Origin of the sequence: Shinella sp. SUS2 (genome assembly GCF_001262505.1) — a bacterium.
In the GTDB taxonomy this organism is placed as follows: domain Bacteria; phylum Pseudomonadota; class Alphaproteobacteria; order Rhizobiales; family Rhizobiaceae; genus Shinella.
Genome location: NZ_KQ410734.1, coordinates 1 through 20,642 on the forward strand (window position 1 = coordinate 1; position 20,642 = coordinate 20,642).

General features: G+C 63.8%; 21 protein-coding genes and 1 pseudogene. 20 read left to right on the top strand and 2 right to left on the bottom strand.

Features of this window, described 5'->3' with window-relative positions:
• Positions 1-90: 90 nt before the first annotated feature.
• The 4 genes and pseudogenes from AKG11_RS19700 to AKG11_RS19715 all read left to right on the top strand — a co-directional run.
• Positions 91-681 (top strand): annotated as a pseudogene (locus AKG11_RS19700) (CaiB/BaiF CoA transferase family protein); the annotation flags it as partial.
• A 2-nt stretch (positions 682-683) separates the two neighbouring features.
• Positions 684-1,490 (top strand): CE1 family esterase, encoded by an 807-nt coding sequence (locus tag AKG11_RS19705; protein ID WP_050745302.1) that lies wholly within the window; start codon positions 684-686, stop codon positions 1,488-1,490.
• Between the two features lie 120 nt (positions 1,491-1,610).
• Positions 1,611-2,135: a hypothetical protein gene (locus AKG11_RS19710; protein ID WP_050745170.1), complete on the top strand. Its 525-nt coding sequence runs from the start codon at positions 1,611-1,613 to the stop codon at positions 2,133-2,135.
• A 70-nt stretch (positions 2,136-2,205) separates the two neighbouring features.
• A complete protein-coding gene (locus AKG11_RS19715) occupies positions 2,206-2,664 on the top strand; it encodes a YHS domain-containing (seleno)protein (RefSeq protein WP_023513356.1) in 459 nt (152 codons plus the stop codon).
• Positions 2,665-2,713: 49 nt separating this feature from the next.
• On the opposite strand, the gene AKG11_RS19720 is transcribed toward AKG11_RS19715, so the two are convergent.
• The gene (locus tag AKG11_RS19720) at positions 2,714-3,616 is read right to left on the bottom strand and encodes a LysR family transcriptional regulator (RefSeq protein ID WP_050745171.1); all 903 of its coding nucleotides are present in this window, start codon (positions 3,614-3,616) and stop codon (positions 2,714-2,716) included.
• Positions 3,617-3,871: 255 nt separating this feature from the next.
• Here AKG11_RS19720 and AKG11_RS19725 point away from each other — a divergent pair, with 255 nt between their 5' ends.
• The 5 genes from AKG11_RS19725 to AKG11_RS19745 all read left to right on the top strand — a co-directional run bounded on the left by AKG11_RS19725 (position 3,872) and on the right by AKG11_RS19745 (position 8,185).
• The gene (locus AKG11_RS19725) at positions 3,872-4,645 is read left to right on the top strand and encodes a 5-oxoprolinase subunit PxpA (protein WP_023513358.1); all 774 of its coding nucleotides are present in this window, start codon (positions 3,872-3,874) and stop codon (positions 4,643-4,645) included.
• A gap of 79 nt (positions 4,646-4,724) precedes the next feature.
• Positions 4,725-4,967, top strand: a complete 243-nt coding sequence (locus AKG11_RS19730) for an acetyl-CoA carboxylase (RefSeq protein ID WP_023513359.1) — start codon at positions 4,725-4,727, stop codon at positions 4,965-4,967.
• Positions 4,964-6,349 carry an acetyl-CoA carboxylase biotin carboxylase subunit gene (locus AKG11_RS19735; RefSeq protein WP_050745172.1) on the top strand — a complete coding sequence of 462 codons (1,386 nt, stop codon included), beginning with the start codon at positions 4,964-4,966 and terminating at the stop codon, positions 6,347-6,349. Before AKG11_RS19730 ends, AKG11_RS19735 begins: the two co-directional genes overlap by 4 nt.
• Positions 6,349-7,224 (top strand): 5-oxoprolinase subunit B family protein, encoded by an 876-nt coding sequence (locus AKG11_RS19740; protein ID WP_050745173.1) that lies wholly within the window; start codon positions 6,349-6,351, stop codon positions 7,222-7,224. The genes AKG11_RS19735 and AKG11_RS19740 overlap by 1 nt, the downstream gene beginning before the upstream one ends.
• The gene (locus tag AKG11_RS19745; RefSeq protein WP_050745174.1) at positions 7,214-8,185 is read left to right on the top strand and encodes a 5-oxoprolinase subunit C family protein; all 972 of its coding nucleotides are present in this window, start codon (positions 7,214-7,216) and stop codon (positions 8,183-8,185) included. Before AKG11_RS19740 ends, AKG11_RS19745 begins: the two co-directional genes overlap by 11 nt.
• A 296-nt stretch (positions 8,186-8,481) precedes the next feature.
• Here AKG11_RS19745 and AKG11_RS19750 read toward each other — a convergent pair whose 3' ends face one another.
• Entirely contained in the window at positions 8,482-9,492 is a 1,011-nt protein-coding gene (locus AKG11_RS19750; protein WP_050745175.1) for a GntR family transcriptional regulator, read from the bottom strand.
• A gap of 554 nt (positions 9,493-10,046) precedes the next feature.
• On the opposite strand from AKG11_RS19750, the gene AKG11_RS19755 reads away from it, so the two are divergent.
• The 11 genes from AKG11_RS19755 (at position 10,047) to AKG11_RS19805 (ending at position 20,641) form a co-directional block, all read left to right on the top strand.
• Positions 10,047-11,120, top strand: coding sequence for an ABC transporter ATP-binding protein (locus tag AKG11_RS19755; RefSeq protein ID WP_050745176.1), 1,074 nt, complete (start codon positions 10,047-10,049; stop codon positions 11,118-11,120).
• Between the two features lie 27 nt (positions 11,121-11,147).
• Entirely contained in the window at positions 11,148-12,053 is a 906-nt protein-coding gene (locus tag AKG11_RS19760) for an ABC transporter permease (RefSeq protein WP_023516943.1), read from the top strand.
• A 3-nt stretch (positions 12,054-12,056) separates the two neighbouring features.
• Entirely contained in the window at positions 12,057-12,902 is an 846-nt protein-coding gene (locus AKG11_RS19765; protein WP_023516944.1) for an ABC transporter permease, read from the top strand.
• Positions 12,902-13,636, top strand: coding sequence for an SDR family NAD(P)-dependent oxidoreductase (locus tag AKG11_RS19770; protein ID WP_024271366.1), 735 nt, complete (start codon positions 12,902-12,904; stop codon positions 13,634-13,636). Before AKG11_RS19765 ends, AKG11_RS19770 begins: the two co-directional genes overlap by 1 nt.
• Before the next feature lie 14 nt (positions 13,637-13,650).
• Complete coding sequence (locus AKG11_RS19775) at positions 13,651-14,418, top strand: SDR family NAD(P)-dependent oxidoreductase (protein WP_023516195.1); 768 nt, start codon at positions 13,651-13,653, stop codon at positions 14,416-14,418.
• 100 nt (positions 14,419-14,518) lie between these two features.
• Positions 14,519-15,751 (top strand): ABC transporter substrate-binding protein, encoded by a 1,233-nt coding sequence (locus AKG11_RS19780; RefSeq protein ID WP_023516196.1) that lies wholly within the window; start codon positions 14,519-14,521, stop codon positions 15,749-15,751.
• A 57-nt stretch (positions 15,752-15,808) separates the two neighbouring features.
• Positions 15,809-16,903: an ABC transporter ATP-binding protein gene (locus AKG11_RS19785; protein WP_050745177.1), complete on the top strand. Its 1,095-nt coding sequence runs from the start codon at positions 15,809-15,811 to the stop codon at positions 16,901-16,903.
• A gap of 30 nt (positions 16,904-16,933) precedes the next feature.
• A complete protein-coding gene (locus AKG11_RS19790) occupies positions 16,934-17,815 on the top strand; it encodes a polysaccharide deacetylase family protein (RefSeq protein ID WP_023517322.1) in 882 nt (293 codons plus the stop codon).
• 195 nt (positions 17,816-18,010) lie between these two features.
• Complete coding sequence (locus tag AKG11_RS19795) at positions 18,011-18,340, top strand: hypothetical protein (protein WP_023512948.1); 330 nt, start codon at positions 18,011-18,013, stop codon at positions 18,338-18,340.
• Positions 18,333-19,409 (top strand): CobW family GTP-binding protein, encoded by a 1,077-nt coding sequence (locus AKG11_RS19800; protein ID WP_050745178.1) that lies wholly within the window; start codon positions 18,333-18,335, stop codon positions 19,407-19,409. The genes AKG11_RS19795 and AKG11_RS19800 overlap by 8 nt, the downstream gene beginning before the upstream one ends.
• The gene (locus tag AKG11_RS19805) at positions 19,409-20,641 is read left to right on the top strand and encodes an ABC transporter substrate-binding protein (RefSeq protein WP_050745179.1); all 1,233 of its coding nucleotides are present in this window, start codon (positions 19,409-19,411) and stop codon (positions 20,639-20,641) included. Before AKG11_RS19800 ends, AKG11_RS19805 begins: the two co-directional genes overlap by 1 nt.
• The last annotated feature ends 1 nt before the right edge of the window (position 20,642 follow it).

Genomic DNA, 20,642 nt, shown 5'->3' on the forward strand with positions numbered 1-20,642 from the left:
CCCGGCGGTCTCAGGCCGGCGCCACCGTGGCCGACTGTTGCTCCGCCCCGTGGCCGGTTTTTACTCCGCCGTTGACACGGCGAAGGCCAATGTATCGACTTGGCGCTCTATGACGCGCAGGTCGCCTGGCTGATCAACGCGGCCACCAACCATCTCGTGTCGGGCAAGGTGCCCGGTCGTATCGGCAACCGGCACCCGAACATCGCGCCCTACCAGACCTTTGGGACTGCCGATGGGGAGATTGCGATTGCGGTCGGCAACGACCAGCAGTTTGCCCGCTTCTGCGTCGAGCTGGGCCTTCCCGACCTCGCCCTAGACGAACGGTTCCGCCGCAACCGGGATCGTGTCATCCATATGGACGCGCTTGACGGCATCCTTTCGGATGCGCTGAAGGCGGACGGGGCCGAGGCCTGGGAACGCCGGCTTGTCGCGGCGGGCATACCCGCGGGACGCGTTGCGACGATCGATCAGGTTCTGTCCGACCCGCACACGGTCGCGCGCGACATGGTGGTCGAGATGCCGGCTGGTGACGGTGGAACCCTGCGTCTGCTCGGAAACCCCTTGAAGATGTCGGCAACGCCGGTTCGGTTCGATCGCCCGCCACCGCATGTCGGGGAGCATGGAGACGAAATCATGGCCGAGCTTGCTCTGGCCGAGGCTGCTGCCGAAAGACAACCGTGATCATGCTGCATCGCTCTCTCCTTGCCCTTGCTCTCGTCATGGCGGCTTCTGTCAGGGTCACAGCCGCGCTTGGCGCCGAGCCGGTTGTGCGGATGGTTCCCTCCGGCAACTACAGGATCGCCATGCCCGAGGACGGGGATGTTCGTGGCGCCTATGTGTATTTCCATGGCTTCAAGGGGTCCGCAGAGCTGCAGATGCAGCAGGCCTCCCTTATGGCCACCACGCTCGCTCACCATCTGGCCTATGTCGCCGTCGATGGAACGAAGGGCGGCTGGTCCTTTCCCAATGGAGCGTGGACGGGCCGGGATGAGCAAGCCTTCATTGCCGAGGTTCTCGGTGACCTTTCGGCGCGCGACGGCTTCACGGCGAACAAGATCGTGATCGGCGGGTTCTCCATCGGTGCATCCATGGCGTGGTACACGGCCTGCCAGCAGGGGGAGAAGGCGGCGGCGATGGTGACGTTTTCAGGCGTCTTCTGGAACCCCTTGCCGCGGCCGGAAGAGTGCGTGGCGGAGATCCCGCCGATGATCCATTTCCATGGCACCGCTGACCGGACCTTTCCGCTTTCCGGTCGAGCCATCGGCGCGACGCGTCATCAGGGCGACGCCTACAAGAGTGTGGCCATCCTGCGCCGACGGGCGCTGTGCGAGGATGAAGCAAGAACAAGGATCACCCTTGACGGCATCGATTGTGAGGTCGCGCCCGGCTGCCTCAGGGGCAGCAGCACCATGTGCATCCATGGCGGCGGACACCAGGCGCGCGCCGACATGCTGGATGCCGGCCTGACGGCTGTCGGGTTTCCGAAATAGCGCCGATCGTCTGCCGGAAATGCCCACCGGCCTGTAACAAATTCCTGTCCGGGACCGTAGCTGTTGCAGTGAGCCGGGGCGGCAGGCAGCCGTTCCGGCATCGAGACAAAGGAGCGTCTTGTGCTGCAATCGAAGTCGCAATTCCATTCGGGTCGCGGTGTCGTCCGGCTTTTTGGGGAAGGGACAAGTCCGTGGGGGAAGACGCTGAACCCGAGCCTTGCCCACTTCATTCAATTGCAAAGGTCGCTCTCGATCGCGTGCCCCGACGCTCCCCTTCAGGCAACGACCGGTCTTGGCACGCTGCCGCATGTGATGGCCCCCTCGACGATCCGCCTGCATGTCGATGCGGAGGTATCGCTGGCCGTGCGGCGTGCGCCGGGCCGATCCATAGGCGCGATCTTGCGCTGTAGCGTCGGCGATGGATGCGACCTGACGATCTGGGGAGGCCTGGAGCTCGAGATGCCGGGAAAGCGGCGGGAACCCGCCTTGGCGAGCGCCATGACACCCGCGTTGTTTTCGCTGGCATTCTGGTGTGTTTCCCGTTCGCCCGACGACGCTCTCTCGCTGTTCGTCGCCCCAACGGACAAGAAAGCCCGCATTCGCGAACTCGAAGCGCTCGCCGCCCTGTCGAGGTGCGCACAATAGGCACCACAAAGCGCCTTATCCTCCAGCTGCCGGAACCGGCAACAATCGGAAATCAACGAAAGGACCACCCATGTTGAAGGCCAGCGTTCTCATTCCTACCGTCGTCTGCCTTGCATCCGTGCTGTCGCCCGCATTGGCGAAGGCAGGAGAGGTGTTTTCGAAGGAAGGCGTTGCGATCAATGGATATGATGCGGTCGCCTACTTCACCGAAGGCGGCCCCGTGAAGGGGTCGAGCGCATTCTCCGCTCCCTACAAGGGGGCGATTTTCCATTTCTCCACCGCGGCGAACCGGGAGGCGTTCCTGCGCGATCCCGTGCGTTATGTCCCGCAATATGGCGGCTACTGCGCCTATGGCACCGCGAAAGGTTACAAGGCGCCCACCGAACCGCAGGCCTTCAGTATCGTCGATGGAAAGCTCTACCTGAACTACAACGACGATATCAAAGCGCTCTGGAGCAAGGATACCAAAGGCTACATCCAAAAGGCGGATGAAAACTGGGGCGAGGTGAAGGTGCAGGCGGAGCCTTAGGCAGCCGCTTGGCGGTCACTCAATTCCGGTGTCGAGGTTTGCCGCAATACTACCGTTCCGGCAGGTGAAACGCCTGCTGGAAATAGGAGCGGAAGGCGAGCATGGGTGGGGTGAGCTCCATGTTGCGGCGCCAGGCGAGGCCGACATCCATGGCGGGCACGGGGTCGGCGATGTTGACGGTTTCGATGCGGCGGCCTTCCAGCGACCAGGGGCGGTGCACCATGTCGGAGAGGATGGCGACGCCCTGGCCATTGGCGACGAGAGAGCGCACGGCTTCCACGGACGACGTGCGCAGGATGACGCGCGGCTGGTAGGGGGTGGCGCTCCAGTATTTCAGGGCGGAATGGGCGGCCTCGTCCACCGTCAGCATGATGTAGGGTTCCTCGGCAATCTCCTTGAAGCCGACGGTTTCCATCTGCAGCAGCGGGTGCTGGGCGGGGAGCCATAGGCGGCGGGTGGAGCTCAAAACCTTTTCCGTCACCAGGGCCGGGTTGAGAATGTTCGAGGTGAGCAGCACCGACATATCGTAGCGATTGCTCAGCAGCCCCTCCTCGATGGATTCGCGGTTCAACTCGAAAAGCTGGATCTCGAGCCTCGGGAAGAGGCGGCGCAGGCGCTCGATATGGAGGGGAAGGAAATAGCCGATGACGGTATAGGTCGCGGCGACCGTCAGCGTACCTTCGATCTCGCTGCTGACGACGTTGAGATGCATCGCCTCGTCGACCTTCTTCAGGATCTCATAGGCATGCGAGAGGAACTGGCGGCCGGCGGGCGTCAGGTCCATGCCGTGCGGGGCGCGCAGGAACAGGCTGGCGCCGAGCGTGCGTTCCAGCTCCTTGATCGCCGTCGTCACCGCCGATTGCGAAATGGAGAGGTCCACCGCGGCCTGCGAGATCTGGCCGAGCTCGGCGGTCGCGACAAAGTAGCGGATCTGGCGGAGGCTGATCGTCACGGCTGCAATTCCTCTTCTGGTTTATCGTGGCATGGTATCGAAAAATCAGAATGCACGCTGCAGAATTGGGCGTGATGTCGAAAAGTTTTGGGCATTCCTGCGTTATCTCGCTGTTTTTTTTGGATTCTGCGTTGCAACAAAAGCAGGCTTATTGTTCTGATTTTCAGAATTCGTATCTGCAAAAATAGAATTTTTCAAAAGCCCTGAAACCGCCTAGCGTTTCTTTCGAGGAAAACAGCAGGCGAGGGTAGAGCAGTGCGCGAGGTCGTCGATATCAATTGCGACATGGGCGAGGCCTTTGGCCGCTGGCGCGTCGGCGATACAGACGACGCAGCGCTGATGCCGCTGATCAGCTCTGCCAATATTGCGGCGGGCTTCCATGCCGGCGATCCCAACCTGATGGACGAGACGGTGCGGCTTGCCGCCGAACACGGCGTCGGCATCGGGGCGCATCCCGGCTACAACGACCTGCAAGGTTTTGGCCGGCGCAAGATCGCCGGCACGGCGCGCGAACTCGTCAACGACATCGTCTACCAGGTCGGGGCCATCAGGGAATTCGCCCATCGCCACGGCGTGCGCCTGCAACATGTCAAGCCGCACGGTGCGCTCTACATGGAGATGGCGGTCAATCCGGAACTGTCGCAGATTTTCGTCCAGTATATGCGCACCGTTGAGCCGAACGCCTTCATCTTTTGCATGGGCGGCTCGGCGACGTTTCGTGCGGCGCAGGAGGCGGGTCAGCCGGTCGTGCGGGAGTTCTATGCCGACCGGGATTACGATGACAGCGGCTCCATCGTCTTCACCCGCGATGCCGGCCGGCCGGATCCCGCCACCATCGCGAAGAAGGTGCTGCGCGCCTGCCAGGAGGGCCGGGTGCGCACGGTGCAGGGCAACGACATCGCCATCGACTTCGAATCCATCTGCTTCCATTCCGATACGCTCGGCGCCTTCGAGATTGTTAGCCGCATGCGGGAGGCGCTGGTGGGGGCCGGCATTCGCATCGCGCCGGTCTCGGCGGCCGGGCGCTGACGCAGTTCCGGCAAACGTTCGAAAGCGGTTTGCGCCGGCAAGTGCGTGACAACAAAGAGTTCAAGTGGAGAGAGACAATATGAGCAAGATCGAGATCAGATCGCCCCTGCCGGGCACTTTCTACCGTTCGCCCTCGCCGGACGTGCCGCCGTTCAAGACGGATGGCGACAGCGTTTCGAGCGGTGATGCGATCGGGCTCATCGAGGTGATGAAGACGTTCCAGGAGGTGCCGGCGGGCGTCGAAGGCAGGAACATTACCTTCCTCGTCGACAACGAGGAGCCGGTCATGGCGGGGCAGGTGATTGCCGAGGTAGAGGCATGACGATCCGCTCGATCCTCGTCGCCAACCGCGGGGAGATCGCGGTGCGCATCATCAAGGCGGCCAAGGCGCTCGGCATTCGCACCGTGCAGGTGCACAGCGCCGCCGATGCGGACATGCTGGCGGTGAAACTGGCGGACCAGGCGGTCGATATCGGTTCGCCGGCGCCGAAGAAATCCTATCTCAACATCGAGGCGGTGGTGAACGCTGCCAAGGCGGCCAGCGTCGATGCGGTGCACCCGGGCTACGGTTTCCTCTCGGAAAATGCCGATTTCGCCGATGCGGTGGAGGCCGCGGGGCTGATCTTCATTGGCCCGAAAGGCGATGCCATCCGCCTGCTCGGCGACAAGGTGGCCGCGCGCGAAGTGGCGGCAAGAGCCGGCGTGCCGACGGTGCCCGGCAGCGCCGGGCGGCTTGCGACCCTTGAGGAAGCGCGGGCCGTGGCTGAGAAAACCGGCTTTCCGATCATGATCAAGGCGGCAGCGGGCGGGGGCGGTCGCGGCATCCGCATTGCCGCCGATCTCGCCGATCTTGAACGACATTTTCCGCAGGCGTCGGCTGAGGCGCTCGCCTCCTTCGGCGATGGCGGGCTCTATCTCGAAAAGGTCATCACTAAGGCCCGCCATGTCGAGGTGCAGATCCTCGGTGACGGCGAAAACTTCGTCCACTGCTTCGAGCGGGAGTGCTCGCTGCAACGCCGCCGCCAGAAGGTCTGGGAGGAGGCGCCGTCCTTCCTGCTTCCCGCCGAGGTGCGCAAGCGGCTGTGCGACAGTGCGGTGGCGCTGGCGCGCGAGGTCGGCTATCGCGGCGCGGGCACGGTGGAATATCTCTATGACGAGGCGACGCGTGACTTCTATTTCATCGAGGTGAACACACGCATCCAGGTCGAGCATCCCGTGACGGAGATGATCACCGGCATCGACCTCGTGGAAGAGATGATCCGCATTGCCGGCGGTGCGCCGCTGTCGATCGGTCAGAAGGATGTTGTGGCCGAAGGCCACGCCATCGAGTGCCGCATCAATGCCGAGGACCCGGCGAGGGGTTTTCTGCCGGCGCCGGGCACGATCACCAGGCTCGTCGTTCCGGAGGGCGAGGGTATCCGCTTCGATACCATGCTCTACGAGGGTTACACGATCCCGCCCTTCTACGATTCGCTCGTCGGCAAGCTGATCGTCTGGGGCGAGACGCGCAAGGCTTGCCTTGCGCGGCTGAAAGGCGCGCTGGAAGGTCTCGTTATCGAGGGCATTTCGACGACCATACCGTTGCATCTGGCGCTTGCCACCGATGCCAGCGTTACGCGGGGCGCCTTCGACACCCGCTTCCTCGAACATTGGCTTGAAACCGATTTCGCCGCAAAGGCCGGCGCGACTGCGGAGGTTGCCTGATGAGCATCCGATACACATTTGGCGGCGACGAGCACCTGTTCGTCGAATGCAGCGAGGAGATGTCGCTGGAAGCCTTCTTCAAGAGCCTGTCCATGGCGAAGGGGGTTCGCGAGAGCGCCATCAGGGGCGTGACGGAAATCTGCCCGGCAAACGCCTCCTTCCAGGTGAAGTTCGACCCCGACCTCATCCACCCCGACGACATCCTGCGCGAGGTGAAGGCCATCGAGGGCGCGGCGGAAAAGGCCGAGCCTGTCTTGACCACCCGCATCGTCGAAATCCCCGTCTTCTACAACGATCCCTTCACGCATGAGACGCTGATGCGCTTTCGCGAGCGCCACCAGGACCCCTCGGGCACCGATCTCGACTATGCCGCGCGCATCAACGGCTACGGCTCGGTGGAGGATTTCGTCGCCGCGCATTCCGGCTCGCCCTGGTTCGTCTCTATGGTCGGCTTCGTTGCGGGCCTGCCCTTCATGTACCAGATGGTGGAGCGCCAGCGGCAGATCCAGGTGCCGAAATATCTGAGGCCCCGCACGGACACGCCGCGCCTCACGGTCGGCCATGGCGGCTGCTTCGGCTGCATCTATTCGGTGCGCGGGGCGGGCGGCTACCAGATGTTCGGCATCACGCCCATGCCGATCTTCGATCCGGCGCAGACGACCAGTTATCTCATGGATTTCATGGTGTTCTTCCGCCCCGGCGACATCGTGAAGTTCAAGCCGATCGACCGCGACGCCTATGACCAGGCGGTGGAGGATGTCGACAGGGGCCGTTTCGCCCCGCCCATCCGCGAGGTGCGTTTCGACCTCAGGGACTTCCAGAAGGACATCGACGGCACCAACGCCAAGCTGGAGGGCATGCTCCATGGCCATTAAGGTACTCCATCACGGTCTTGCGACCACCGTCCAGGATCTCGGCCGGCCCGGCTATTTCCACCTCGGCATTCCCGTCGGCGGGGCGATGGACCGCTATGCGATGCGCGCGGCCAACCTGCTCGTCGGCAACGACGAGGGCGCGGCGGGGCTGGAGGCCGTGTTCATCGGTCCCAAGCTGGAATTTTCCGAAGATGCGCTGGTTGCCGTGACCGGCGCGGACATGCCGGCCAAGGTGGACGGCGTTCTCCAGCCCGGCTGGACGGCCTTCAGGGTGAAGGCGGGCCAGACGCTGACCTTCGACTTCCTGAAATCCGGCGCGCGCATCTGCATTGCCGTTTCCGGCGGCATCGACGTGCCGGAAGCGCTCGGCAGCCGCGCGACCTATCCGATCGGCGCGCTCGGCGGCTTCAAGGGCCGGCCGCTTGCGGCGGGCGACGCGCTGCCGGTCGGCGCGGGAAGCCTGGCAAGCGAGGGCAAGACCGTGCCCGAGGCGCTGCGCCGCAAGCCGGGCCTGCCGGCGGAGCTGCGCGTGCTGCCCGGCCTCTACTGGCACCGCGTCACCGAACAATCGCAGGAAAACTTCTTTGCCGACGAATGGAAGGTGGCGAACGAGGCGGACCGCATGGGCTATCGCTTCAAGGGCGGGCGCAAGCTCGATTTCGTGGAGCGCGACCAGCCGTTCGGCGCGGGTTCGGACCCGTCGAACATCGTCGATAGCTGCTATCCCTACGGCTCGATCCAGGTGCCAGGCGGCACGGAGCCGATCATCCTGCACCGCGACGCCGTCTCCGGCGGTGGCTATTTCATGGTCGGCACGGTCATTTCCGCCGACATGGACTTCATCGGCCAACTCCAGCCGCACACGCCAACCCGCTTCGTCAAGGTGACGATGGAGGAGGCGCTGGCGGCGCGGAAAGTCCGACAGGCGGGGCTTGTGCAGCTGCGCCAAGCGCTGGCGTAGGAGGCGGGGCTGTGCGGTCGGCCGTCGCACTCAGGACGAGACGTGGACCGCCTGGCGGGGCGGGGTCTTTGACTGCGGTGCGGCGGATGCTTTGGGTGCACCCCCCTCTGATCTGCCGGCCATCCCCCTCGCGAGAGAGGAGATCGGATGGGGCACCGTTTCGTCCATTCCCGGCGCTGCAATTTGCGCGAGGTTCATGCCTCCTGCCAATTTCTCCCCTTGAGGGGGGAATGGCCGACGGGCCAGGGGGCGATATGCCCCACAGCCCAGCGAGTGATGCACGATACCGTCAGCGCTCAATCGAGAACGGGCGTCAGATAGGCGGCCGTCACCCCCGGCCCCGGAATGATCGCGACGATCTTCATCTGGGCGATGGTGCGGTTCAGCGAAGCCTGCAGGTGAGTCTCCATCATGGAGACCGCCGATTCCGTCGCCCCGCGCAGCAGAAGTTCTGCGACGAGGCGCAGTTCCGTTATGATCGCGGGATCGCCGGGCAGGCCAAGACGGCGCAGCAGGCGGTCGGTGGCGGTGACGGGCAGGAGATTGTTGCGCACCAGGTCCTTCAACCGCTCGTTCGGCGCGGCGAGCACGCAGCATTCGATGAACTCGGTCTGGATCGCCTCGACCTCGCGCAGCGCCCCGGCGGTGCTCGCCTCTTCGGCGCCGCGCAGGCGCCTCAAAAGGGTTTCCAGCCGTGCCTGGCTGACGGCGCGGGCACCGAGGCGGATCGCCGGCGGTTCCAGCATGGTGCGCAGCACGAAATGGTCCTTCACCGTCTGGGCGGTCAGCGGCCCGGCGATCCAGTGCGAGCTCTGGTTCTTGCGCACGAGGCCCCGCTCGCGCAGCCGCGTCAGCACGTCGCGCACCACGGTGCGGCTGACGTTGAAATGGTTGGCGAGCTCCATCTCTATGATCCGGTAGCGGCCGAACACCACGCAGCCCGCGACATCCGCTTCCACCTGGTTGTAGATGCGCTCCCAGGAGGAGCGGCTTTGCAGGGCTTCGTCGGCATGGCGCGGCACGATGAGGCCGAGGGCCTTGATATCCGTGCGGTTCGGCTCGACATCCGCGCCCGGCGGGCCGACGAGAAAGCCGCGGCCGGAAAAGCGGTGCACCAATCCTTCTGCTTCCAGCGTCTGCAAGGCGCGCTGCACCGGCGCGCGCGAGGTTTGCAGGATGTCGGCGATCGGGCCTTCCAGGAGCACCAGGCCGGGTGGCAGCGTGCCCGTTTCGATATTGCTGCGCAGCACGTCCTCGGCGATCGCGTAGCGCCGCTGGGTGCCGGTGGCTGCCTGCTCGTCCGTCATGGAATCCCGTATCCGTCGGCCTCGTGGAGGGATGCACTCTGACGCATTCTCCGGCGCAAGGAAAGGACAGCATAAATGATTATTGAATACAAAGATTGAATATAGCTTTCGCTTATCGTTGACGATGGAAAGCTGCGGCGCATTCATGATGGCTGTGCTGTCTTTGTGGAGTGATCGCCGATTTTATCGGCGAATGCGATGAATTTTGCGCACAATGCGCGAAAAATCGACAGAGAGTTGAAAGAGGCTGCGCGAGAAAGTCAGGTCGTCGTGGCTGGATTTCTGTGGCCTGGAGGCGAAAATGGTTGCGCGATAGAAATTTCTAAAAAGTCTATTGAATACAAAAATCATTCATGCCATGCTTTTGATACCAAGACGTCCGCAAGAGGCGTCGACAGTGGAACAAAACGAAATGCTCAGGATCGACGCTGCGCCGCGCATCTGACCGATGCGGGACTGCAAGCTCTTTGTCTTCTCCGGACGCGGCTTCCCGTCCGGTGGACGGCGGAGCCTTGTCTGCAGGAAGGCCCTGGCGGGAACTGGTGGGAACAGAGTTGTCAGCCGTCCTCCAACTGAAAAATGTACACAAGGCGTTTGCCGGCGTGCCGGCGCTTGCAGGCGTCGATGCGATGCTGGCCGAGGATAGTTACGTCTCGCTGCTTGGACCGTCGGGTTCCGGCAAGACGACGCTTCTGCGGGTCATCGCCGGTTTCGAGCAGCCGGATGGCGGTGAAATCCTCTTTGCCGGCCGGCGCATCGACGGTGTGCCGCCACATGAGCGCGGCATCGGCTTCGTCTTCCAGAACTTTGCGCTCTTTCCCCATCTCAGCGTTGCCGAAAATATCGCCTTCGGTCTTGAAAACCGTGCAGTCGATCCGGTGACGGATGCGAAGGTCGTTGCCGTGCGGGTACGCGACATGATCGGCCTCGTCGGGCTTTCAGGCCTGGAAGACCGTGCCGTTACGCAGATTTCCGGCGGACAGAAGCAGCGCGTCGCACTCGCCCGTACGCTGGTGACGGAGCCGAGCATGGTGTTGCTCGACGAGCCGCTCGGCGCGCTCGATGCCAATCTGCGCACACGCATGCGCAGCGAACTGCGTACGATCCGCGAGCGCTGCGGCGTGACCTTCCTGCATGTCACGGGGTCCGAGACCGAGGCGCTCGCCATGGGCGACACCGTGCTGGTGCTCGATCGTGGCCGCATCGCGCAATCGAGCGATGCCGGCACGCTCTACAGCCGCCCGGCCTCGGCCGACGTCGCGCGTTTCCTCAACTGCTACAACATCTTTTCCGGCGCGGTGTCGGGGGATGTCTTCGAGAGCGCGGTCGGCCGCCTGGCACTTGGCGGCAGCAGGCAGAAATCCGGCAAGCAGGCCTACGCCATCCGTTACGACCGGGTTGCGATCCGCCCGAGAGATGCGGCGGCCGCTGGCGACGAGGTGCGCATCGAGGCGAGCTTCGTCGCCAGCGAGTATTCCGGTGCGGCGATCAACTCCTTCTTCACGCTCGACGACGGTCGCGTCTTCGAGGTGGAGACCCATCTCAGCCACGCCGCACCCGAGGTTTTCGAGGAAAAGGCTCGCTACGCCCTCGTCTGGAAACGGGAGGACGCGCTTGTCTTCGTTTGAAGCCCCCATCCACCCGGAGAATGAGAGATGACGATGGCCGCCACCAGCCATGACACGCCGGTCGAGACGGCGGCATCCGCCGCCCGCAAGAAGCCGGACCGCACCATTTGGCTGCTCGCCCCCGGCGTCCTGTGGATGCTGCTCTTCCTCGTCGCGCCTATCCTGATGATGGTCTACGTCTCGTTTTGGACGCAGACCACCTTCAAGATCGAGCCGACGCTGACCCTGAAGAGCTGGGTCACCTTCTTCTCGTCGGACACCTATCTCGGCGCGCTCTGGACGACGATCCGCATCTGGCTGATCGTACTCGTCTCGACGCTCCTCGTCGGATATCCCGCGGCGCTCTTCGTCGGACTGTTCGTGAAGAACAAGACGCTCTCGACGGCGCTGTTGGTGCTCTGCGTCATTCCGTTCTGGACCTCCTTCCTCATCCGCGTGCTCGCCTGGCGGCCGATGCTCGGCAAGGAGGGCGCGATCAACATGATCCTGATGAAGCTCGGCATCGTCACCCAGCCGATCGAGGTGCTGCTCTTCTCCGAACTTTCGGTCATCATCGGCATGACGCAGATCTATTGCGTCTTCATGGTTGGGCCTATCGCCTTCATGCTCGGTCGCATCGATCCCTCCGTCATCGAGGCGGCGCAGGATCTCGGCGCGAGCTTCTGGCGGATTTTTCGAACCATCATCCTGCCGCTCTCCATGCCGGGCGTGGTGGTGGGCTCGATCTTCGTCTCCGTCATGGTGCTCGGCGAATTCGCGACGTCGGCCGCCCTTTCCGGGCGCAAGGTCAACCTCCTCGGCAACATCATCGTCACCCAGGTCGGCTCGCTGAAATGGGCCTTCGCCGCCGTCGCCGGCGTGGTGCTGACCATCCTGATGGGGGCGGTCGTTGCCGCCATGCTTCGGGTCGTCGATCTCAGGAAGGAGCTCTGAGCCATGAACGCAGCTGGCATCAAGCTTGGCCTCGGCCTCTATACGACGTTGTTCATCGTCTTCCTCTACGGCCCGCTTGCGGTGCTCGCCATCCTTTCCTTCCAGACCGGGCCGGAGGGCGGGCCGCAGTTCCCGATCATCGAATGGTCGACCTACTGGTACAAGCACCTCTTCGGCCTTACGCCGCCGTCGCGCATCGCGCCGCTGCCGATCGACCAGGCGCTGGTGCGCTCGCTGGCGCTCGCGGTCATGACGATGATCGTCTCCACCGTGCTCGGCGTTACCGCCGCACAGGCATTCCGCAAGAAGTTCCGCGGCTCGGGCGTCGTCTTCTATCTCATCGTGCTCGGCATGATGGTGCCCGGCGTGCTCGTCGGCCTCGGCATGGCGCTGGTCGCCAACGCGCTCGGCATCGACCGCCACTGGTGGGGCACGGCCTTCGTGCTGCATGTCGTCTACACCTTCCCTTTCGCCTTCCTCGTCATGCTGGCGATCTTCAACCGCTTCGATCCGAGCGTCGAGGAGGCCGCTTGGTCGCTCGGGGTCACTCCGGCACGCACCTTCCGCAAGATCACCTTCCCGCTGATCTTCCCCGGCGTGCTTTCGGCCATGCTCTTTGCCTTCACGCTCTCCTATGACGAGTTTTCGCGCACGCTCTTTGCCTCCGGCCGGGACCTGACGTTGCCGCTCGCCATCTACGGCACCTTCTCGGTGGAAGTGCATCCGAACGTCTTCGCCTTCGGCGTGTTGACGACGCTGTTCTCCTTCGCGCTGCTCGGCACCTATGCCGTTCTGATGGGCTTTTCTGTGCGCCGTGCCAAGCGCATGGCGATCCAGGAGGAAGCGTGATGGCGGGCGCTGCTCTCGTCACCGGCGCAGGCTCCGGCATCGGCCGCGCCATCGCGATAAAACTTGCGGCGAATGGGTATGCCGTCACCGTCAACGATCTCTCGCTCGAACATGCCGAGGCTGTCGTGGGCGAGATCCGCGCGGCGGGCGGCCGGGCCGTCGCCGTTGTGGGCGACGTCTCCGGCGAGGCGGATGTCGCGCTCATCCATCTTGCCGCCGTTGCGGCGCATGGCGATGTCACGCTGCTCGTCAACAATGCCGGCATCGTCCATCAGGCCCTGTTCGAAAATCTCGATGTCGGCGATTTCGACCGTATGTTCGCCGTGCATGTGCGCGGCACCTTCCTGATGACCAAGGCCGTGCTGCCGGCAATGCTTGCCGCCGGAACAGGCGTCATCGTCAATGTCGCCTCGCAGCTCGGCCAGATCGGCGGCGTGGAGCTGGTGCACTATTCCGGTGCGAAAGCCGCGATCATCGGCATGACCAAGGCGCTCGCCCGCGAGATTTCCGCCCGCGGCGTGCGGGTGAACGCCGTCGCGCCGGGGCCGATCAACACGCCACTGGTCATGGGCCTTTCCGAAGACTGGCGCGCCGCCAAACGCGCCGGCCTTCCCCTCGGTCGCTTCGGCGAGCCGGAGGAGGTCGCCGAGACGGTCGCCTTCCTCGCCTCGCCTGCCGCCAGCCTCTTCGTCGGGCAGACGCTCGGACCGAATTCCGGCGACGTCATGCTGTGAACCCGGAGACAACAATGTCCAACCAAAAGAAACGCATCGTCATCATCACCGGGGCCGGCATCGGCATCGGCGCAGCCACCGCGAAGGCGTTTGGCGCGCTCGGCGACCATGTGGTCGTCACCGATATTCTGGAGGCGGAAGGCCGCGCGGTCGTCGAGGCGATTTCTGCGGCCGGCGGCTCGGCGGAATTCCATCGCTACGACGTGCGCTCAACGGCGGCGACCGATGCGCTCGTTGCTGATGTCGAGGCGCGGCACGGGCGGATCGACGTCGTTGTCGCCAATGCCGGCATCGCGCACCGTACGAAGCTTGCCGATCTCACCGACGAGAAGTGGGACCTCACCTTCGACATCGACCTCAAGGGCATCTTCCGCCTCGTGCGCGCCGCCGCGCCCGGTATGCGTGCCCGTCGATCCGGGGCGGTCGTCGCGCTCTCCTCCATCATGGGTGTCGCCTATGGCTGGGACGAGCATGTGCACTATTCGGCGGCCAAATCCGGCGTCGTCGGCCTCGTGCGGGGGCTCGCGGTCGAGATGGCGCGCGACGGTGTGCGGGTGAACGGCATTGCGCCCGGCTACATCCGCACCGCCCAGCTTCTGTCCGAGGAAAATTCGCTCGGGCCGGCGGCAGCGGAAAAGGCGGCGGAGTTCATTCCGATGGGGCGGCTTGGAACCGGGGAGGACATCGCCGATGTCGCCGCGTTCCTTGCCTCCGACAGCGCGAGATACATGACCGGCCAGGTGCTGGTCGTGGATGGCGGCCTTCTGGTGGGCCGGTACTGAGCAATTCCAGCAAACATGTGCAGCGGTTTTGCGTCCGGAATTGCGAACAAAAAGAGAGCCGCAGGGCGGCTCAGGGAACGATAACAACTGGAGAAGAGACATGTTCAAGTCGGAAATCAATCGCCGCTCGCTTCTCAAGCGCTCGGCAGGCGTGATGGCGCTGGCGATGGGTGGCGGCACGCCGTTCCTGTCCTCCCGCATGGCCTTCGCGCAGGCCGCTGACCTTGCCGGCCAGCAGCTCCGCACCATCGGCCTTTCCGTAACGGTGCAGGAACGCATCCTCGAAGAGTTCAAGAAGGCGTCGGGTGTCGGCGGTACGTCCGGTACCGCCGCCACCTTCCCGGATGCGCAGACGAAGATCCTCTCGGGCTCGAAGGACTACGATTGCTGGGAGATCATCGCCGAGCGCCTGCCCTCCATCGTCATGACCGACAATGTGGAGACGATCCCGGCGGCTTCGCTGAAGAACTGGGCGAACATCCGCGATACCTTCACCACGGCGAGCGACAAGTGGGACCGCGCCGCGCAGATCGTCGGCCAGATCTGGGCGGACGAGGGCCAAACCGTGCTCAACATGGTGCCCGCCGTCTACAACTACGATTCCATCGGCTACAACCCGGATGTGCTCTCCGATGAGGAGGCCAATACCTGGACGGCGATCTTCGATGCGAAGTGGAAGGGCAAGTCGGGCCTCAACACCGACCCGCTCATCGCCTTCGGCCAGGCCATCATGGCGATGAACACGCTCGGTCTTTCGGATGTCAAGAACCCCGGCAACCCGACCGCCGCCGAGATCGACGAGGCCGCCGCCTTTCTCGTCTCCAAGAAGAAGGAAGGCCAGTTCCGTGCGCTCTGGGGCGATTTCGGCGAGCTGGTCAACCTGATGGCCTCGGGCGAGATGGTCGTCTGCGACGCCTGGCAACCCGCCGTCATGGCTGTCAAGGCGCAGGGCAAGGCCTGCAAATACGCCGTGCCGAAGGAAGGCTATCGCGGCTGGGCGATCGGCCCGTCGATGATCGCGGGCACCACCAACCGGGAGGCGGTCATCGCCTATGCCGATTACTGGCTCTCGGGTGAACCCGGCATCACCGTCTCCGAACAGGGCTACTATTCGCCCTCGACCAATATCAAGGACGTCATGGCCCCGGAAAAATACGCCTTCTGGTACGAGGGCAAGCCCTGGGTCGGTGCGGAAGAGCGCGGCATCAAGGAGGGGGACCTGCGCGATGGTGGTTCGCTGGAAGAGCGCGCCAAGAACGTCGCCTACTGGCACCAGTGGCCGGAAGAATACGATCACCTCATCCAGAAGTGGGACGAATTCCTCAACGCCTGATCCCAAGACGAAGGACCGGGGCGCGCGTGGCCCCGGTCCGCGACCGGAGATTTTCTGATGCTATTCGACCTCGAACTCAACACTGTCGGCAAGGTCTATGACAACGGAACGCCCGCCGTCATCGATTTCAATCTTTCCGTCCAGAAGGGCGAGTTCATTGCCTTCCTCGGCCCCTCGGGCTGCGGCAAGACGACGACGCTGCGCATGATCGCCGGTTTCGAGGGCATTTCCTCCGGCGAGATGCGCATCCGCGGCGAGCGCATGAACGAGGTGCCGCCGCAGCGCCGCCCGACCTCGATGATTTTTCAGAACTACGCGCTCTTTCCGCATATGAGTGTGCGCCGCAATGTCGGTTACGGCCTGGAGGTGAAGGGTATCGCCAAGAGCGAACGCGAGGCCAAGGTCGACCGCATCCTCGCAACGCTCGGCCTTGAGGACATCGCCGAGCGCAAGCCGGAAAAACTCTCGGGCGGCCAGCGCCAGCGCATCGCGCTCGCCCGCGGCCTCGTCGTCGAGCCGGACATCCTGCTGCTTGACGAGCCGCTCGGTGCTCTCGATGCGAACCTCCGCAAGGCCATCCAGAACGAGTTGAAGCTCCTGCAAAAGAGCCTCGGCGTCACCTTCATCTTCGTCACGCATGCCCAGTCCGAGGCTTTGGCGCTCTCCGACCGCATCGTTGTGATGAACCAGGGCCGCGTCGAGCAGGTGAGCCCGCCGCACCAGCTCTATAGCCGGCCGAACACACCCTTCGTCGCGCAGTTCATCGGCCGCAACACCGTGCTTTCGGGCGAGGTTGCAGGCAGCGAGGGTGAGGACGTGGTGGTGACGACGGGCATCGGCACGCTTTGCGGCCGTGCCAACGGGGCGCTCGCCGAGAAGGGCCGCGTCAATCTCGTCGTGCCGGCCGAGGCGATCGAGCTGCATACGGCGGGCGAGGCCGCGCTTTCCGGTGTGAAGAACCGCGTCGATGCCCGCATCGAGCGCTCCGAGGTCGTCGGTCATATCGCCCACCTGACGGCGCGGCTTCAGGACGGCCGGGCTATCGCGCTGGAAGCCCATGTCGACAAGTACCGCCCGGGTGCGTTCCCGGCCGGAACCCCCGTTCTTTTGAGCTGGAACCCCGCCGAGGCGACGGTCATCCCGGCCCAGTGATCCTTCTTTCAGGGAACCAAGGAGATAAAAATGGCAAAAGAGATTTTGTGCAGTTTCGGCGTCGACGTCGATGCGGTGGCCGGCTGGATCGGCTCCTATGGCGGTGAGGATTCGCCCGACGACATCTCGCGCGGCATCTTTGCCGGCGAGGTGGGCAGCTTGCGGCTCCTGAAACTCTTCGAGCGGTTCGGTATCAGGACGACCTGGTTCATCCCCGGCCATTCGATCGAGACGTTCCCGGAGCAGATGCAGGCCGTTGCCGAGGCCGGCCACGAGATCGGCATTCACGGCTATACCCATGAAAACCCCATCGCCATGACGCGGGAGCAGGAGACGGAGGTGCTCGACAAGAGCATCGAGCTGGTCACCAAACTTTCGGGCAAGCGGCCGACCGGCTATGTCGCACCGTGGTGGGAGTTCTCCAATGTCACCAACGAGTTGCTGCTGGAGCGCGGCATCAAGTACGACCACTCGTTGATGCACAATGACTTCACGCCCTACTACGTGCGCGTCGGCGACAGCTGGACGAAGATCGACTATTCCAGGAAGCCGTCGGACTGGATGGTGCCGCTGAAGCGCGGCCATGAGACCGACCTCATCGAAATCCCGGCCTCCTGGTATCTCGACGACCTGCCGCCGATGATGTTCATCAAGAAATCCCCGAACAGCCACGGCTTCGTCAATCCGCGGCAGATCGAGGAGATGTGGCGCGACCAGTTCGACTGGGTCTATCGCGAGATGGATTATGCGGTGTTCCCGCTGACCATCCATCCGGACGTCGCCGGCCGGCCACAGGTGCTGATGATGCTGGAGCGGCTTTATGCCCACATGATCAAGCATCCGGGTGTGAAGTTCGTGACGATGGACGAGATCGCGGATGATTTCGCCAAGCGGTTTCCACGCAAGAAATGACTGCGGGGATCGCGCGGAGCGTTTGCCCCTCACCCTAACCCCCTCCCCGCAAGCGGGGAGGGGAGGTGCCCAACGGAACGGTGATGCCTGAGGCAACCGGCGTATCCTGCCTCCTTCACGCCGCTTGTGGGGAGAAGGAGGTTGGCAGGCCGGATGAGGGGCTGTGCGTCTCGGCGATAGAAAGGACCAAACCCCATGTGCTCCCTATGCGGCATCATCGGCGGAGACCAGCATTGGACGGATGCCGCGGCGCGCCCCGGCGTCTTTACCCGCAATCTTGAGCGCCTCGATCGGCGTCGCGAGCGCGCCCGGCGGGTGACGGCTGCCAATCGCGTGCTCGCCGCCTTCGGGATGAGCCTTTCCGACTGGCAGGGTGCGTCCTTTATCCTCGCCACCCGCACCGGCAAGAGCGAGATGATCGACGACCTCGGCCATCTCTGGCCGGCCGCCGAGCGCCTTGCCGGTCGTCCCTGTGATCCGCTCGATCCTTCGCTGATCACCCGCATGGAGCGGAGCGATGGCTGACATTCCTGCCTTCACCCCCGTCCATCTCCTCACCGGCTTCCTCGGCTCGGGCAAGACGACGCTGCTGAAGCGCCTGCTCACCGATCCCGCGCTCGCCGATACCGCGGTGCTGATCAACGAATTCGGTGAAGTCGGCCTCGACCACTACCTCGTCGAGCGCATCGATGAAACGATGGTGCTGCTGCAATCGGGCTGCGTGTGCTGTACCGTGCGCGGCGAGCTTGCCGAGGCGTTGCGTGACCTCCATTCGAAGCGCGAACGCGGCCTTGCGCCACCCTTCACCCGCGTTGTCATCGAGAGCACCGGCCTTGCCGACCCCTTCCCGGTGCTTTCGACGCTGAAATCCGACCCTGTTCTGCGCCACCATTTTCGCGCTGGCAGCGTTGTGACGACGGTCGATGCCGTCAATGGCCCTGCCCAGCTGGAGACCTATGTCGAATCGAACCGGCAGGCGGCCATCGCAGACCACATCGTCGTCACCAAGGCGGATCTTTGCGATGGTAATGGTGGTCTGGCGCGTCTGCTTTCACGCCTTGCCGAGCTCAACCCGGATGCGGTCCGCCACAGTGCAACGGTCGATGGACCGGGTGCCGATGCGCTCTTCGGGGATGACACGGCGCATCGTGCGGCAAAGCTGCAATCGGCGAGCGGCTTCTACTGCGATACCCCAACCGGGCTGGTGGCGGCGGACGGCACGGTACACCAGGCGGCCATTTCCTCCTTCGTGATCACCGTCGATACTCCGATCGACTGGACGGGCTTCGGTGTCTGGCTCACCATGCTGCTCAACCGCCATGGAGAACGTGTACTGAGGGTGAAGGGCATGCTCGATATTCAGGGCGAGGATCGCCCGGTGGCGGTGCATGGCGTGCAGCATCTCGTCCATCCGCCCGTGCATATGGAAACATGGCCGGTGGGGGAGCGCGCCTCGCGCATCGTCTTTATTGTTGACGGTCTCGATCCGAACCTGTTGAAACGGTCCTTCAATGCCTTCGCGCTTGCCGGGAGGGCGGCAGATAGTCCACAGCCAGAGGCAGCCGCACCGGTTCGCAACGCCCAGAGCCCTTGATGAACAAGCATTCCCCGAAACCGGAACCCGCAGCGCCGGCACTCCACCTGGCCGGCAAGCCGAAGCTGCGTGTGCTCGGCACCGCCATCTCGCTTCTGGAGGAGTTGCGGGTGAAGGCCGAAGCGGATCTCGGCATCGAGGTCAGTTTCGACAACAACGATTTCATCGTCACCCAGCACAAGGCCGCGCAGGAGCCTGACAGCTACGACATCTACGACCAGTGCTTCCACAATCTCGATATCGTCTGGTACTGGCGTGCCATCCAGCCGATCGAGATTGCCCGCGTTCCGCTCTGGGGCGAGATCAACGACCTCACGAAAACCGGCCAGATCGGTCCGAGCGCCCGTCTCGGCCAGGGCGACGTGCCGGCGCGCAAACTCTATGTCCAGCCGAGCCTTGCCCTCGGCGACACGCCGACCGGCCGCATCTCCATGCTGCCGACGACACATAATTTCGACAGCTTCGCCTATCGCAGTGACATCCTCGATCCCCTTCAGCCGATGAACAGCTGGGCCGCGCTGCTCGACGAACGCTGGAGCGGCCGTGCCGCCCTCGTGGATGAACCGGCGATCGGTATTTTCGATGCCGCGCTTGCTGCGCAGGCCGCCGGCCTCATGACCTTCGGCAATATCGGCAACATGACCGTCGCAGAGATCGACGCATTGATGGATATTCTGGAGACAAGGCGCAAGGCGGGCTTCTTCCGCAGCTTCTGGCGCACGGCGGAAGACGCTGCGGGATTGATGGTGGCGGATGAAACCGACATCCAGAGCATGTGGTCGACGGGTATCGGCATCCTGAACGGCCGCGGTTTTCCCGTCGAACAGGCGGCGCCTGCGGAAGGCTACCGTGCCTGGCATGGGGGTCTCTGCCTGTCGAGGCACCTTTCCGGCCGCATGCTGGATGTCGCCTACGACTATCTCAACTGGTGGATTTCCGGCTGGCCGGGTGCCGTCGTCGCCCGGCAGGGTTATTACATCTCCACCCCGGAGCGCTCGCGCCGCTATATGAGCGCCGCCGAATGGGACTACTGGTATGAGGGGCTAGCCGCGCGGGAAGACCTGCCTGGTCCGGATGGTACGATCCGCGTAAAACGCGGCTCGGTGCGCAGCGGTGGTTCCTACTGGCAGCGTGCCAACGGTATCGCCGTCTGGAACACGACCATGGATGAACACAACTATCTCGTCCGCCGCTGGATGCAGCTCGTCGGGCGTGCAGAGAAGGACATTTGAC

Excerpts from the sequence above, each read along its gene's own strand:
- AKG11_RS19705 (WP_050745302.1), top strand. The coding sequence starts at position 684 with ATGCTGCATCGCTCTCTCCTTGCCCTTGCTCTCGTCATGGCGGCTTCT.
- AKG11_RS19715 (WP_023513356.1), top strand. The coding sequence starts at position 2,206 with ATGTTGAAGGCCAGCGTTCTCATTCCTACCGTCGTCTGCCTTGCATCC.
- AKG11_RS19730 (WP_023513359.1), top strand. The coding sequence starts at position 4,725 with ATGAGCAAGATCGAGATCAGATCGCCCCTGCCGGGCACTTTCTACCGT.
- AKG11_RS19735 (WP_050745172.1), top strand. The coding sequence starts at position 4,964 with ATGACGATCCGCTCGATCCTCGTCGCCAACCGCGGGGAGATCGCGGTG.
- AKG11_RS19740 (WP_050745173.1), top strand. The coding sequence starts at position 6,349 with ATGAGCATCCGATACACATTTGGCGGCGACGAGCACCTGTTCGTCGAA.
- AKG11_RS19745 (WP_050745174.1), top strand. The coding sequence starts at position 7,214 with ATGGCCATTAAGGTACTCCATCACGGTCTTGCGACCACCGTCCAGGAT.
- AKG11_RS19750 (WP_050745175.1), bottom strand. The coding sequence starts at position 9,492 with ATGACGGACGAGCAGGCAGCCACCGGCACCCAGCGGCGCTACGCGATC.
- AKG11_RS19760 (WP_023516943.1), top strand. The coding sequence starts at position 11,148 with ATGACGATGGCCGCCACCAGCCATGACACGCCGGTCGAGACGGCGGCA.
- AKG11_RS19765 (WP_023516944.1), top strand. The coding sequence starts at position 12,057 with ATGAACGCAGCTGGCATCAAGCTTGGCCTCGGCCTCTATACGACGTTG.
- AKG11_RS19770 (WP_024271366.1), top strand. The coding sequence starts at position 12,902 with ATGGCGGGCGCTGCTCTCGTCACCGGCGCAGGCTCCGGCATCGGCCGC.
- AKG11_RS19775 (WP_023516195.1), top strand. The coding sequence starts at position 13,651 with ATGTCCAACCAAAAGAAACGCATCGTCATCATCACCGGGGCCGGCATC.
- AKG11_RS19780 (WP_023516196.1), top strand. The coding sequence starts at position 14,519 with ATGTTCAAGTCGGAAATCAATCGCCGCTCGCTTCTCAAGCGCTCGGCA.
- AKG11_RS19785 (WP_050745177.1), top strand. The coding sequence starts at position 15,809 with ATGCTATTCGACCTCGAACTCAACACTGTCGGCAAGGTCTATGACAAC.
- AKG11_RS19790 (WP_023517322.1), top strand. The coding sequence starts at position 16,934 with ATGGCAAAAGAGATTTTGTGCAGTTTCGGCGTCGACGTCGATGCGGTG.
- AKG11_RS19795 (WP_023512948.1), top strand. The coding sequence starts at position 18,011 with ATGTGCTCCCTATGCGGCATCATCGGCGGAGACCAGCATTGGACGGAT.
- AKG11_RS19800 (WP_050745178.1), top strand. The coding sequence starts at position 18,333 with ATGGCTGACATTCCTGCCTTCACCCCCGTCCATCTCCTCACCGGCTTC.
- AKG11_RS19805 (WP_050745179.1), top strand. The coding sequence starts at position 19,409 with ATGAACAAGCATTCCCCGAAACCGGAACCCGCAGCGCCGGCACTCCAC.